At 41.7% G+C, this 14,574-nt stretch carries 10 protein-coding genes and 1 pseudogene; 7 read left to right on the top strand and 4 right to left on the bottom strand.

Annotation, left to right across the window (positions count from 1 at the left end):
• Positions 1–90: 90 nt before the first annotated feature.
• Positions 91–942 (bottom strand): alpha/beta fold hydrolase, encoded by an 852-nt coding sequence (locus tag ANSO36C_RS30320; RefSeq protein WP_251957780.1) that lies wholly within the window; start codon positions 940–942, stop codon positions 91–93.
• Positions 939–2,191, bottom strand: a pseudogene (locus ANSO36C_RS30315) (methionine gamma-lyase family protein). The gene ANSO36C_RS30320 and the pseudogene ANSO36C_RS30315 overlap by 4 nt, the downstream one beginning before the upstream one ends.
• Before the next feature lie 90 nt (positions 2,192–2,281).
• On the opposite strand from ANSO36C_RS30315, the gene ANSO36C_RS30310 reads away from it, so the two are divergent.
• From ANSO36C_RS30310 to ANSO36C_RS30285, 6 genes are all read left to right on the top strand, one after another.
• On the top strand, positions 2,282–3,103 hold the full coding sequence (locus ANSO36C_RS30310; RefSeq protein ID WP_251957779.1) for an acyl-CoA desaturase: 822 nt from the start codon (positions 2,282–2,284) through the stop codon (positions 3,101–3,103).
• A gap of 213 nt (positions 3,104–3,316) precedes the next feature.
• Complete coding sequence (locus ANSO36C_RS30305; RefSeq protein ID WP_251957778.1) at positions 3,317–4,369, top strand: fatty acid desaturase; 1,053 nt, start codon at positions 3,317–3,319, stop codon at positions 4,367–4,369.
• Between the two features lie 218 nt (positions 4,370–4,587).
• Complete coding sequence (locus ANSO36C_RS30300; protein WP_251957777.1) at positions 4,588–5,667, top strand: fatty acid desaturase; 1,080 nt, start codon at positions 4,588–4,590, stop codon at positions 5,665–5,667.
• 518 nt (positions 5,668–6,185) lie between these two features.
• Positions 6,186–6,884: a LabA-like NYN domain-containing protein gene (locus ANSO36C_RS30295; RefSeq protein WP_251957776.1), complete on the top strand. Its 699-nt coding sequence runs from the start codon at positions 6,186–6,188 to the stop codon at positions 6,882–6,884.
• Positions 6,885–7,324: 440 nt separating this feature from the next.
• The gene (locus ANSO36C_RS30290; RefSeq protein WP_251957775.1) at positions 7,325–8,035 is read left to right on the top strand and encodes a response regulator transcription factor; all 711 of its coding nucleotides are present in this window, start codon (positions 7,325–7,327) and stop codon (positions 8,033–8,035) included.
• A 5-nt stretch (positions 8,036–8,040) separates the two neighbouring features.
• Positions 8,041–9,129 (top strand): sensor histidine kinase, encoded by a 1,089-nt coding sequence (locus ANSO36C_RS30285; protein WP_251957774.1) that lies wholly within the window; start codon positions 8,041–8,043, stop codon positions 9,127–9,129.
• 328 nt (positions 9,130–9,457) lie between these two features.
• On the opposite strand, the gene ANSO36C_RS30280 is transcribed toward ANSO36C_RS30285, so the two are convergent.
• Positions 9,458–10,339: a succinate--CoA ligase subunit alpha gene (locus ANSO36C_RS30280; protein ID WP_251957773.1), complete on the bottom strand. Its 882-nt coding sequence runs from the start codon at positions 10,337–10,339 to the stop codon at positions 9,458–9,460.
• Positions 10,340–10,429: 90 nt separating this feature from the next.
• Entirely contained in the window at positions 10,430–11,656 is a 1,227-nt protein-coding gene (locus tag ANSO36C_RS30275; protein WP_251957772.1) for a succinate--CoA ligase subunit beta, read from the bottom strand.
• Between the two features lie 772 nt (positions 11,657–12,428).
• On the opposite strand from ANSO36C_RS30275, the gene ANSO36C_RS30270 reads away from it, so the two are divergent.
• Positions 12,429–14,183 (top strand): hypothetical protein, encoded by a 1,755-nt coding sequence (locus ANSO36C_RS30270; RefSeq protein ID WP_251957771.1) that lies wholly within the window; start codon positions 12,429–12,431, stop codon positions 14,181–14,183.
• Positions 14,184–14,574: the final 391 nt, after the last annotated feature.

The raw sequence follows: 14,574 nt of genomic DNA, 5'->3' as shown, positions 1-14,574 counted from the left end.
AGACGCAAAGACACAGATAATTCTTTTACTCACTGCGTCACCACATCTTCTTTCTCCATTTATTCTTCGTCAATAGTCAAAATTTTTTACCTATTGACTACTGATTACCTGCGGATGTTCTTCCAGCCAACGATCAATGTCACTGAGAACCAACTGGGGGACTTCCCAAGGAAAAAGATGGGCGGTATGAGGATAGCACTGCCACTGAGAATTTTGCAGGTGTCCAGCAGTTTCTAAGCTGGAATTAGATGTGATGTGGCGGTCTTGCTCACCAGCAAGTACTAAGCTAGGACATTGAATTTGTTGCAAATCTAGAAGTCGGTTGTATCCCGATTGAATTGCACTATAAAGGGCGCGAGTAGCAGCAGGGGAAGTTTGTAAATAAGCTGGTACTGCTTCTTTAGCTATGTAATTGTAAGTGCTATGTGTATGTTGTTGGATTAGGTAACGAAAGAGCGATCGCTTGCCAAAAGTTTCAATATTCCATCGCCAACTCGGTTTTATATAGTTCAATAGGGCAGCAACGCCAGTATATAAATTATCTTGCCAACTAATAGGAGGATGACTACCACGGGGTTTTGCAGCTGTCGCCACCAAAATCAGCCCAGTAATGCGCTCTGGTAAACGTAATGCTAGTTCCATTGCCAGAATGCCCCCAAGTGACCAACCCAATACTAGGCACTTTTCAATCTCTAAGCGGTCTAGCAGCGCTTCTAAATCAGTCAAATGGTCATTCATGTCAAAATTGCTGTTGTAGCGACTTTTGCCGTATCCGCGTAAATCAGGGGCAAAAGTTTTATAGCGTTTTGATAAATGATTGGTGAAGACAGAAAGACTACGACCATTTCCAGGATGGCCATGTAAGCCCAAAATGGGGAATCCTTGACCTTGGATATAGACATTCAGGCGTGTAGCAGTAGTAATATTGTGGCGATCGCTCATTCCTGACGATTCTCCTGTCTATCGATACTGCCAACTGCATTGATAGCAGCCTCCAGTGCGATCGCTACATGAGTCCAATGAGTTCCCCCCTGGCAATAAACCACATAGGGTTCACGCAAAGGCCCATCTGCCGATAATTCTAAGGTACTCCCTTCAATAAATGTCCCTCCAGCCATGACCACCTGGCTCTCATACCCCGGCATTTCATCTGGAACAGGGTCTAAGTAAGAACCGATGGGAGAATGCTGTTGTATGGCTTTACAGAAAGCAATTAGCTTTTCGGCAGAACCAAGTTTTATTGCCTGAATTACATCTCCACGGGGAGCTAAGGGTGCGGATTAACTGGATAACCGAGTTTGTCAAATACATAACCAGTTAAATACGTCCCTTTCATTGCCTCTCCTACCATTTGCGGCGCTAGAAATAAGCCTTGAAACAGCAGGCGATTTTGGTCAAAAGTAGCGCCGCCATAACTACCAATACCGGGAGCAGTGAGGCGACAGGCGGATGCCTCTACTAAGTCGGCACGGCCGGCAACATAACCACCAGCACTAACAATGGTTCCCCCAGGATTTTTAATCAGCGATCCCGCCATTAAATCAGCACCTACGGCTGTAGGTTCCCTGGTTTCAATAAATTCGCCGTAGCAGTTATCCACAAAGCAAACGGTGTTCGGGTTTTGCTGTTTGACTAAGTGGACGATTTTTTCAATATCGGCAATTGATAAACTAGGTCGCCAAGAATAGCCACATGAGCGCTGAATTAACACTAAACGAGTGTTTTCAGTCACATTAGTACTTAAAGATGACCAATCTATAGTTCCTTCTCTGGTTAGCTCCAATTGGCGGTAATTTATGCCAAACTCGATAAGGGAGCCTTGACCTTTACCTCGTAAACCAATGACTTCTTCAAGCGTATCGTAGGGAGAACCGACCACTGCTAACATTTCATCTCCAGGACGGAGAACACCAAACAAAGCACAAGCGATCGCATGAGTTCCTGAAACGAACTGCACCCGCACGGCCGCAGCTTCAGAACCCATAACTTCGGCAAAAACTTTATCTAAAGTTTCTCGTCCTAAATCATCGTGACCATAGCCACTTACACCAGCAAAGTGGTGTGCGCCTACACGGTGATTACGAAAGGCATCCAGCACTCGTTTTAGATTATGCTTGATATGAGTGTCAATTCCAGAAAAAATTTCTAATAGTGCCTGTTCTGCTTGCTGCAGCTGCTCTAAGCTGTTCATCAGTTCCTCGTTCAAAAAAAATTAAATTATAGATATGCGGATTTTAAAATCGCGCAGACTAGGCTGGAAAAATCAAATTCAGGTTACTGCATGACAATTGCTACTTCAACCAAACCTCAAATTAACTGGGTTAATACCCTGTTCTTCATTGGACTGCACATCGGCGCTTTATTTGCCTTTGTTCCTGGTAACTTTAGCTGGACGGCAGTTGGTGTGGGTTTCTTGCTGTACTGGGTAACTGGCGGCTTGGGCGTTACTCTAGGATTTCATCGCCTTGTCACCCACCGCAGTTTTCAAACTCCCAAGTGGCTAGAATATCTCCTGGTTTTCTTCGGCACACTCTCGTGTCAAGGCGGCCCAATTGAATGGATCGGGACACATCGCATTCATCATTTACACTCCGATACTGACGCTGATCCCCATGATTCTACTAAAGGCTTCTGGTGGAGCCACATGGATTGGCTGATTCATTATTGTCCCGCTCACGCTGATGTTCCTCGTTTCACCAAAGACATTGCAGAAGACCCAGTTTATCAGTTTTTAGAAAAATATTTCATTTTGATCCAGGTTGCTCTAGGCGTATTGCTTTTGCTTCTGGGTGGCTGGCCTTTTGTTATTTGGGGAATTTTTGTTCGCATTGTCTGGGTTTACCACTGCACCTGGTTGGTGAACAGCGCTACTCATAAATTTGGCTATCGGAGCTATGATTCTGGGGATCAATCGACTAATTGCTGGTGGGTAGCCGTATTAGTTTTCGGTGAAGGCTGGCATAATAACCATCATGCTTTTCAATACTCGGCTCGTCATGGGCTGGAATGGTGGGAAATCGATTTAACTTGGATGACTGTTCAATTGCTGCAAGCAGTTGGTCTGGCTACTAATGTGAAGTTGGCCCCAACAAAAAGTAGTTAGGGGTAGAGACGCGATTAATCTCGTCTCTACAGGAGTTAGGATGTGTAACGTTTTTAACTCATCACTTCTAACTCCTCACTTTTGAAAAAGCTATTTACTGGTGCGCTTGTGTCGGTTAGATTGCTATAATCCGAAGCGCTAATATTAAGAAATTTTGCGGCAAGCCACTTTTTTGGTGACTTGGTGGAGGAGTTTGTTGTTTTTTAGGTGTCCATGACTACATCAATAATTAATAGCCAGAAACTAAGTGACGAGCCTAGTAATTCCGACTTTCGGCTCAAAGATATTGTCAAAACCCTGCCACGGGAATGTTTTCAACAAAACCGTCGCAAAGCTTGGACACAAGTACTGCTCAGTGTCTTGGCGGTTGCACTGGGCTATTACAGCCTGATTATCACTCCTTGGTTTCTCTTGCCTCTAGCTTGGATTTTTACGGGCACTGCTTTAACAGGTTTTTTTGTAATTGGCCATGATTGTGGTCACAGGTCTTTTGCCAAAAGTCGTTGGGTAAATGATTTGGTGGGGCATTTCTTCATGATGCCGTTAATTTATCCCTTTCACAGTTGGCGCATTAAGCATAATTATCACCATACTCATACCAATAAACTGGATGAGGATAACGCTTGGCATCCAATCAGACCGGAAGTGTTTGAAGATTGGGATAAAACCCGGCAGTCTGCTTTTGAGTTGTTCATGCGTAAACGCCTCTGGTGGGTAGGTTCCATTGGACATTGGGCTGTGGTGCATTTTGATTGGCGGAACTTCAAAACTAAAGACCAATCGAGTATCAAGCTTTCTGTGGCAGTAGTAGTTGTGTTTGCGGCGATCGCTTTCCCAATTCTCATCGCCACAACTGGTATCTGGGGATTTGTCAAGTTTTGGCTAGTGCCCTGGATGATTTACCATTTTTGGATGAGTACTTTTACTATTGTTCACCACACTGCCGCAGATGTTCCTTTTGCGACAGCGAACAAGTGGAACGAAGCTTTAGCACAGCTAAATGGCACTATTCATTGCGATTATCCGCGCTGGGTAGAAATTTTGTGCCACGATATCAATGTTCATGTGCCTCATCATATTTCCACTGCAATTCCGTCTTATAATTTGCGGCTAGCTTACAGCAGCATCAAAGAAAATTGGGAGCCTTATCTGCATGATGAGTGTCAGTTTTCTTGGCCTTTAATGAAGCAGATTACAGACCAGTGCCAACTATACACAACTGATGTTGGCTATAAGACTTTCAACGAACATTACGCAGAGCGATAAATAGCGCTCTGATTACACTCACGCTCTTGAACCAACAAGAGCGTTTATCATGCTGTGTTTATATAGAATCTGGCAATTGTTTACTGAATAAAATTATTAGATAAATTGCCAGAAATTATCCTCTTGTTTGTTAGCGATCGCTAATGTCGTGGGCATCCTAAAGATGAGATAATTTTGTCTCAAATAAAGTTCCGATTTCTATTCAACAAAAGAATCCAGTGCAATTAGATACCATCAGTTTCAACAATCCTCTTAACAGTGAAACTTCTGAGGATACAACTAAATTACCTTTCACACTTGGGGATTTAAAAGCTGCAATACCTGCTGAATGCTTTCAGCCCAATGTGACAAAATCACTTTTTTACTTTTTTCGTGATATCCTGATTATCGGTCTGCTTTATGCAGTTGCTTCTTACCTGGATTCTTGGCTTTTCTTTCCGATTTTCTGGCTAATGCAAGGAACGATGTTTTGGGCTTTGTTTGTAGTCGGGCATGACTGCGGACACCAATCTTTTTCTAAGCAGAAATGGCTCAATGATTTGATTGGACATCTTTCTCACACACCAATACTTGTTCCTTATCATGGTTGGCGGATTAGTCACAGAACTCACCACAAAAATACTGGCAATATTGATAACGATGAAAGCTGGTATCCTGTGACAGAATCCCAATATAAAGATATGCCTTTAGCCCAAAAGATAGGCAGATATTATGTTTTTCTCTTGGCTTATCCTGTATATCTGTTTAAGCGTTCTCCTAATAAAGAAGGCTCCCACTTTTTACCCAGTAGTTCACTTTTCAAGCCATCAGAAAAATGGGATGTCCTCACTAGCACTGTACTTTTGATTGGCATGGTTGGTTTGCTAGGTTTCCTCACCTACCAATGGGGTTGGATGTGGTTGCTGAAATATTATGCAGTGCCCTACCTTGTATTCATAGTTTGGCTAGATTTGGTGACATTCTTGCACCATACTGAGCCAGAACTTCCTTGGTATCGTGGAGAAGATTGGACTTTCTTGAAAGGTGCAATTTCTAGTATTGACCGTGATTATGGTTTGGTTAATCATATCCATCACGATATCGGTACTCATGTTGCTCACCATATATTCCTCAATATCCCTCACTACAATTTGCTGAAGGCAACTGAGGCAATAAAACCAGTGATGGGCGAGTATTTCCATAAATCGGAAGAACCAATTTGGAAGTCATTATGGAATTCATGTATCAGTTGCCATTTTGTACCTGATACTGGTAGTAAGGTTTACTACACATCTAAGAACAAGTCAGCTAAAGCCTAAGACTCAGATTCCCGACTTCTTTCAAAAAGTCGGGAATCTAATATTTTCGTCAGTGCTTATTACATTAAATATTACTTAAATATTTTAGTACAACCTAGCTTTTGAGGTATTTTGGCGTAGCCCGCCGCAGGCATCGCACATTACATTGTTAGTGCTTCTAATTTTGCCAGTATTTGATCTATAAGGTTATTAAAATACAGAGGTAAAATAAAATATAGATAGATGAGGTTCCCAGCTTATTGTTCCTACTTGAACAAAAGATTTATTTTTTCCAGACTCTTGCTGTCTCGGTAGGTAAAGATTAACATATCTGTGGGCATAGGTAATATCTTGTTCAACCCACCCTGACAAAGATGACAAACCCTTGGTTCGCCTACTTTTAATTCTGTTTAGCGACAGTTAAGTTTATTTGCATCTAGTGACTTAATACCATTACCTAGTAGGTTTATAAATCAGCACAGACTATACTATAGACAATTTACTCAAAACTTTTTCCAATTTTAAAATCAGAGGTATCAATGATTATAACTAATTTTAGCAAACAAAGAAATGAATTTAAGGAACCTAAAATACTTAAAGCTAAACCCAATTGGCAAGGGCAAAATTTGAGTGATAGTGCTGTCAAAGGTAAAGATACTAAGAAGATGCATGATACTGCACCTGATGATTCGATTTTCAATAGCTTGAATCGTGGTCGAGTTGCTATTTTTATTGATGGCTTAAACCTATTTCATACAGCTTTACAGTTGGGTATAGAAATTGACTATGTGAAATTGCTTTGTCATTTAACTAACGGTTCTAGACTATTGCGTGCTTTCTTTTATACTGGGGTTGATCTCAGCAATGAAAAGCAACAGGGTTTTCTATTGTGGATGCGTCGTAATGGCTATCGTGTAGTGGCAAAAGAGCTTGTTCTAGCAGCAGAGAATTTCAAAAAGTCAAATCTGAACGTAGAAATTGCTGTAGACATGATCACTTTAGCTCCTTATTATGACACTGCCGTTTTAGTTAGTGGAGATGGGGACTTAGCTTACGCTGTGAACGCCGTCAGCAGAATGGGGGTTCGGGTAGAAGTGGTCAGCCTGCAAACAACGACTAGTGAAAGTTTGATTGATGTTGCTGACTGCTTCATTGATCTCGATAGTATTAAAACATACATTCAAAAAGATTCTAATCTTGGCTATAGTTATCGCACGCCTTCCAATTCAAATCTTTAAATAGCCTATTTCAAATCTATCGAAATCTATACTGAGCTATTGCAAGCTTATAAACAGGAGTCAGGAGTCAGAATACAGGAGTCAGAATACTCCACCCATGAAGGGATGAAGTTTTAATTAGGAGGAATACTTTAATTCTTTTCGCGCCACTTGCGGGCAAGGTTTTAAACCAATATTCAGACGCTCTCTACGAGACGCTAAAAGCGTAGCTTGCTTCCCTGTAAGGGTACGCGGACTCGCTCTAAGCGAAGCATCCCGAAGGGTATACGCTGCGCTATCAACCACTCGTACAGAATTCATGGCTTTTTTCTGACTCCTGATTTCTGAATTCTTCTTATAAAAGGTTTATCGGTTATCAGATTGGGTGGGGTTTAAATCCCCATCCATATCCGTCCTAGTCCCCAATCCCATCTGCCTATTTTGCTCGACCGTATATTGAAATGGATATTTTAATAGTTGAAGATGAGCCAGAAATTGCTCATTTAATTGAACTCTCTTTAGAAAAAGAAGGATTTTTTTGTCGCACTACGCGAGATGGCATCAATGCTTTGCGGATGTTTCAGGAGCAACCACCGGATTTAATCATTTTAGATTTAATGATTCCTGGTTTAGATGGGCTGGAAGTTTGTGCCCGAATTCGCCAGAAACCAGGTGCAAAAGATCCTTATATTTTGATGCTCACGGCTAAGGGTGAGGAAATTGATCGCGTCATTGGTTTATCTACTGGTGCTGATGATTACATGGTTAAACCCTTTAGCCCTAGAGAGTTGGTAGCTAGGGTACGGGCACTATTGCGGCGTAGCCTCCGCCAAGGAGGACAACATCAAGTCAATCGTACCCAACACTTTATTGTCGATGTAGACCAGCGCACTGCCAGTCGTCAGATGGATTCTCAGGAAGTTGAGATTTTGGACTTAACTACCCTAGAATTTAACTTGCTAACTACCTTTGTGAGCAATCCTGGTCGAGTTTGGAACCGCACTCAACTAATTGATAAACTTTGGGGAGATAACTTTTTTGGCGATGAACGAGTGGTAGATACTCATGTAGCTCGGTTGCGAAAAAAGATTGAGCCTGATTCGGCAAATCCTACTTTTATTAAAACTGTTGTTGGGGTTGGCTATAAATTTGAAGATCCTTTGGTAGCGTAAATGTTATGAAGATGGGGCTGAGAGGACGCCTATTTTTCTCCCACTTAATAGTAATGATTGTAGGGTTAGCTAGTCTGGTAAGCATCAGCAAAATCTCTTCCCCTCACTTGTTTATCTTGCATTTGGAACGATTAGAAAATCAGGGGTTCAACTTAATCAATGTTCGTACTAAATTGGTTACAGGATTTGAATTTGCTTGGCAGCGAAGCACTATTTGGTCAGTCTTAGTTGGTAGCACCGCAGCTGGAGGATTGAGTTACTGGGTGTCTAGACGGATTATGCAACGCTTGACGGAGATGGAACAAATCACCCAAAAATTTGCTGCTGGTCAGATGGATGCACGATTACCTCTGTCTGACATTCCAGAACTTAATAGACTGGGTGCTAGTTTCAACCGGATGGCAGCCAGTTTAGAAGGGGTTGAAGCGCGGCGGCGAGAAGTGATTGGAGACATGACTCATGAATTACGGACTCCGTTAACAGTGGTGCGCGGTTACTTGGAAGAACTGGCTGATGGGGAAATTGAAGCGTCTCCTGAAATTTATCGGCGTTTAGCTAAAGAAACTAGACGCTTAGAACGGTTGGTGAACGATTTACAAGAATTGTCTAAGGCAGAAGCTGGTTATTTGCCAATTAATATACAACGGGTAAATCTGCGTCCGTTGTTAGAGTCATTAGTGGAGAAATTCACTGACCAGCTGTTGGAAGATGGGCCAGTTTTGGTATTGCAATGTCCATCTCTGTTGCCTCCTGTATTGGCAGATATTGACCGCACAGAACAGGTGTTGGTTAATCTGTTAGGTAACGCAGTGCATTATACAAATGAAGGTTCAATTACTATTCGTGCTGGGACTGAAGCATCTCAACTCTGGATTGCGGTTGTGGATACAGGTATTGGTATCGCTCCAGAAAATTTACCTGATGTGTTTGAGCGCTTCTGGCGAGCCGACCAATCGCGCGATCGCCATTCGGGGGGTACTGGTATTGGCTTAACTATTTCCCGACGTTTGATTGAATTACAAGGCGGCAAAATTCAGGTAGAAAGCGAGTTGGGAGTTGGCAGTACGTTTCGGTTTTTTCTGCCTTTGGCTTGAGACAATACCTTGAGATCCCAGGGATTGACACAAGGTAGTCACGGCTGTGTCATACCCAATTGCTAATTTGAAAATATCCCAAATCTTGGTTTGTTGATGGATGCTGAGATTTGGGAATTGCATTGAGTATAAAATTATGTCTACTTTTGTTTTAGCTGCTTTTTTGGTTGGTTTACTCAGTCTTTCAGGTTACGCTGCGATCGCCTACCTATTCCCTCAAAATCGTTCCCAAGACTGACCAAATAGTTCGTAGTTCGTAATGGGCTTCGCCCCGCTACGCTAACGTAATTCGTAGTTAAGAATTCAATTACGAATTACGAATTAGTAATTAGTTAATCTCTTTTCTCAATAATTGGGGAATTAGAGAAGGGCGTTCCGCTACTGGAACTTGCGCTTCTTTTAAAGCAGCTAATTTACTTTGGGCTGTGCCAAAATTAGGATCGCGTCCGATAACCGTTGCTAAAGTCCCGGTTTGTCGCCAAGTTTTTCCTGGTGGTGCAAGTCGGCCTGCAATATAGGCAATTACTGGTTTATCAATTGCCTCAGTAATGTACCGCGCTGCTGCTTCTTCACTACCACCACCAGGTTGACCGACTAAAACGATCGCCTCTGTAGTTTCATCCTCATCGAGAATTTGCAGCCATTGCAGAAAGGAGGAACCAACGATCGCATCACTACCAATACTGACACTAATCGACTGCCCTAAACCTGCTTTTGTTAATTCGTAGGCAATTTCGTAGGTGAGTGTGCTGCTACGACTGACGATCCCCACTGTCCCAGGGGTATAAAATTCGCTAGGTTGAGTCCCTAAGAGAATTTTTCCCGGTACAATGATCCCCGGACTGTTTGGCCCGATTACCAAAGTTTCACAGGCTTCGGCTTTGCGGAGTAATTGCACCATATCTAAAGGTGGCACGCCACCAGTGATAATAATAATCTGGCGAATATGAGACGCGATCGCTTCTAATGCCGCATCTAACACGTCGTAAGGGTCAACACAGATAATTGTTGTGTCAATTGTCCCAAATTGTTCTATTACTTCTTCTACTAAGTCAAATACTGGCAGTCCATGCAGTTCCTGTCCGCCACATCCAGGATTAACACCAGCTACCAAATTCGTGCCATAAGCTTGCATTTGAGCAACATGAGTGCTTGATATAAATTCACAAAAGCCTTGAATTAAGACTTTACTCTCTGGCGTTAAGTTCATAAAAAATTACCTTAAGTTTAACAACCCAGTGCCTTGGAATACTGGGCATAAAAACGACAAGTTTGCACTGTCGTATTGATTCAATTTTTACTACTTCTTACTAACGGTTGGTTTAGCAAGACGAACTGCTGCTTCTACTGCCTCATCTAAGTTTTCTACCACAAGTAATGCATCGCTGTGGGTTTTTAGCGTTGTTAAATATTTTCTAGCAGCATTAAATTCAGAACCAGCAAGACGGACAACCAAAGGTGAAAACTTCAGTTCTCGCCTACTTTTAATACCATTAGAATGCACAATCTGTGATTTAAGTTCGCTGCTGTCTTGCTGCACAAATTTGGCTATAACTTCAGCTACTTCCTCAGTTTGAGGAATATTACCTAGAAAGTTAATTAGGATTACTTGAATGCTTTTATCAGCCTCCAGCATTTTCAAACCTGTCTCTAGGCGATCGCGGAAGGTAGTTGGTTTAGTATCTGTAAGGAAAGCATGACGTAGATTCAAGCAAACACCTGGATTGCCACCAGCATTAGCGACTAAATCCAGAGTTGCCATGACTGAACCAGTACCATTACCTAAAATACCGATTTTCCCATGCATTTCTACACCATCCCAATCGCCCAATATACCATTGATTCCAGTACTGGTATTACGGCTAATAATTTTTGCTGCCATCTCGGCAAGGTCGGGATGACGCTTGATTGACCGTTCATTGACCCTGACTTTACCATTAAGAGCCATAACTTGACCAGTAGCACTGACTGCCAAGGGATTTATTTCGACTAAATCCAAGTCTTTTTGCACAAATAACTGGTACATTTTCTGAACAACGCTACTTACCGACTGCATCAGCGCCCCCTGTAAACCCATCTTCAAAGCCAGTCGTCGGGCATAAAATGGCGAAAATTCCTGTTCCACGACAACATGATGCATTCTTTCGCCAGCAGATTCCCAATCGATGTTTGCTTCTTTGCAACCTAAAAGTACTGGTCGGCAGACAGCAGTATCTAAGACCACCGCGAGATAAAATTCCTGGTTGGCATCGTATTGAGATTCTGCCAGCACAACCTCCGGCAATTCGCCCCATATTGGTAGATTAAAGATATTTTGAGCAGCTGCGATCGCATCGATAGTTGTTTGGGCAAACCTGACCCCACCTGCTTTTGCCCGTTCTGCTCCGTGTACTTGAGATTTTAGTACAATTGGAAAACGAATTTTTAAACGTTTCAAATCTGTAGGATGGTCAATTCGTTGAGAAGGCAATACCGGAATGCCTATTTTCCCGAACCATTCTTTAACTTGATACTCTAATAAATCCATTGGTACACCTTATATTTACTATTGACACTTTCCAAGTTTCTGCTGATTCCTGTCTTAATATTTTGCAGCACCTTTATTGCAGAATTTAGCTTTTGGCAGGTATAAAAATTTATTTTTCACGGCTCGAATTTATCGAATTCAGCAAATGAGGTACATTAATTTCGACAGCTAACCTGTTTGTGCCAAAGCCACAACACATAATTAATCTCCTCAATAAGTTTTCCAGCATAGAAGATAACTAGCATTTCTGTCAAAACCCTCTGACATAACATCGTTTTCTTAACCCTTGGATAATTTGGTCACAAGTGGTCTGTAACTATAATTTTTTACGAAAGTAAACAAGCATGAATAATTAAAGGTATGTACTCAGGGCTAAACCCCTGACCAAGAGACAATTTAACTAATTTTACATTGTGTAACATAGTTTAATTTATTATTGCCCATCTGCTTAGTATCTCCTATAAATTTAATTGCCAGGAAACAATGCCGGGGAATGGTGAAAACCTCTATTATTCCCATTTTTTATTTGATATTTATACCTGGAGACAGATTATTTAATTTTGCATCTAGCACAACGAAAATGTATCGCTGCGAACAATAACTACTTTTTTAATTTTTGGTGAAAACTCAGAATTTGTGTTAGAAAGTTGGTCGTTCAGATTTTTAGGCTGTGATTGGTTAAACTGTGCATTTGCATTCAATAAACCGAGAAAGTTCATTTCATCCTCTTAAAAATAATCAAAACAATATAGAAATTCAGCGGGAAAGCTCTATGAAAGTAGCAGTCCAGCAGGAAGATTTACAGCTTTTAGGCAAAACTTTGCAGGAGCAATTACTTGTAGAAGTTTCAACGGCTGAAATCTTCGAGGTTAAGTGTGCCGTCAATAAAGACGAGCTGATGATTTTAACCCAACATGCATCAGATGTAATAGTTGATCCTCAACTAATTTTTGCAGTTATTGAGGAAGTACTTCAGTCTCTAGCACCCCCAAAAGAGCAGAGGGTGCAATGTTTCCTCAGAGTTTTTGGTGAACAACTCCCTTATGCCAAATGTTTCGTGACATTGAAGCAGACGGCAGGATGGGGGGATGGGGGAATGGGAGAATGGGGAGATGAGGAAGCAATATCCTACTTATCCCCCTCATCATCTCTGACATATTCTCCGTTAATCGATGAGACTGATCAAGAGGAAGCGTTTGATCCGTTTGCAGATGTGCCGAATTTGTCGGCATCAAAGCCAGGATTTCAAGTCAAACCGATCCTACTGGTTATAGCCTTGGTGGGAACTCTAGTTTTAAGTTGTGGTGCTTACTTATTAACTCGCCCTTGTGTAATGTCTGAGTGTAAAGAAATACAAAATGCCGAGCAATTAAAAATAAAATCTCCGCAATTGATACGTCGTGCTAGGTCTGAAAAAGAATTAGTAGCTGTACAACAGAAACTTGCGGCAACCAGTACAGCCTTGAATGTAATTCCTAGTTGGTCGCCGCATTATCAGGCGTCTGAAGAAATAAAAGCAAGTTTGTCTGGACGGTCAGAAAAAATCAGCCGAGTGGTCAAAGCTTTGCAGACGGCATCTTTAGCGACACAAAAAGTTCAAACTCCTGCGTATAGTCTAGAGGAATTACAAGCTAGGCAACACTTGTGGCGACAGGCTATAGCGCCACTAGAAACTATAAGTTCTAGTAGTGAACTTTATGGATTGGCACAGGGTAAATTACTTAATTTCCGTGTCCGTTTGCATGCTGTAAATCAGCAAATATTTACGGAGGAAAAATGGCTGAAAAAACTAACAGCAGCAAAAGCTGTAGCCGTTGCAGGCGAGAAGCGAGAAGCTACTGCTAAATCCATAAATGACTGGCAAAAAGTGCAGTCTACTTGGCTGGTGGTAATTAATGCCTTGAATACTATTCCCCGGACTAGCGTTGCATACCAAGATGCCCAAAAGCTTTTGGTAGATTATAAACCTAAGTTTGTATTAGCACGCGATCGCACGACTAAAGAAGGATTAGCTGTTAAAACCTATCAACAAGCCCTTACCATTGCCAAGCAAGCCAAAGTATATGAACAGCAAAACCAATGGCAAGCAGCAGCAACATATTGGGATCAGGCTTTACAAACGGTTAAAAAAGTTCGCCAAGATAGCTTGTACTATACTCAGGCTCAGTCTCTCATCGAACCCTATTCAACTGCGCTCAAACAAGCACAAGAAAAACTACAAGTTGTTAGTACTTTACAACAAACCCGCACTGATTTAGATAAAACCTGTATTAATGTAATTCGGATTTGCACCTTTAGCATTGACGATGCAGGAATTATTGTCCGATTAACACCTGAGTATGACAAAATAAGGCAAAATAACTCGGCTAATCCTTATTCGGAGAATTCGGATACTGCCGTTGATGTTACCAATCACTTGCAAATCTTACGGGAAGCCTTAGCTGTAATTGGTGACAATGCCAACCTGTCCCTTTTCCTCTATGACTCCCAAAGTCAGGTAATTTATACGCGGACTATAGGCGGGTAGAAAAGTTAGTTTCAAAACCTCTCTTTGCTTCTGAGAGAGGTTTTTTTGAAGAAGAATCCAGAAGTCAGAATTCAGGAGTCAGAACAAGAAAGTGAGGGATTCAGACCCGCCACTAATTGTAGACCACTAAATTTTTAATTTAGCGGGGGTGCAAAAACGCCCTTTATTCATTCGCCACTCGCACAGAATTCAATTCTGTTAGCGATAGCGGGGCGTTTAGCCCATTCTGGCTCCTGACTCCTGAATTCTGCTTTGATAAAGGTCTTTGTAAGCATCTTTCAATTTCAATAGGGATGGAGTTTTAATCAAACTCATCGTCTTAGAGGCAACAGGAGGATTAGAAACAGAACTGTTAATTAATCCACGTCAATGTTTAGAGTCACGGTTTTTT

The sequence above is a fragment of the Nostoc cf. commune SO-36 genome (assembly GCF_023734775.1).
GTDB lineage: Bacteria > Cyanobacteriota > Cyanobacteriia > Cyanobacteriales > Nostocaceae > Nostoc > Nostoc commune_A.
This window is presented reverse-complemented; position numbering and strand designations above follow the sequence as displayed.

Bases quoted from the DNA above. Each gene is read 5' to 3' on its own strand.
- ANSO36C_RS30280 (WP_251957773.1), bottom strand. From the start codon at position 10,339: ATGAACTTAACGCCAGAGAGTAAAGTCTTAATTCAAGGCTTTTGTGAA.
- ANSO36C_RS30270 (WP_251957771.1), top strand. From the start codon at position 12,429: ATGAAAGTAGCAGTCCAGCAGGAAGATTTACAGCTTTTAGGCAAAACT.
- ANSO36C_RS30320 (WP_251957780.1), bottom strand. From the start codon at position 942: ATGAGCGATCGCCACAATATTACTACTGCTACACGCCTGAATGTCTAT.
- ANSO36C_RS30290 (WP_251957775.1), top strand. From the start codon at position 7,325: ATGGATATTTTAATAGTTGAAGATGAGCCAGAAATTGCTCATTTAATT.
- ANSO36C_RS30275 (WP_251957772.1), bottom strand. From the start codon at position 11,656: ATGGATTTATTAGAGTATCAAGTTAAAGAATGGTTCGGGAAAATAGGC.
- ANSO36C_RS30285 (WP_251957774.1), top strand. From the start codon at position 8,041: ATGAAGATGGGGCTGAGAGGACGCCTATTTTTCTCCCACTTAATAGTA.
- ANSO36C_RS30310 (WP_251957779.1), top strand. From the start codon at position 2,282: ATGACAATTGCTACTTCAACCAAACCTCAAATTAACTGGGTTAATACC.
- ANSO36C_RS30305 (WP_251957778.1), top strand. From the start codon at position 3,317: ATGACTACATCAATAATTAATAGCCAGAAACTAAGTGACGAGCCTAGT.
- ANSO36C_RS30295 (WP_251957776.1), top strand. From the start codon at position 6,186: ATGATTATAACTAATTTTAGCAAACAAAGAAATGAATTTAAGGAACCT.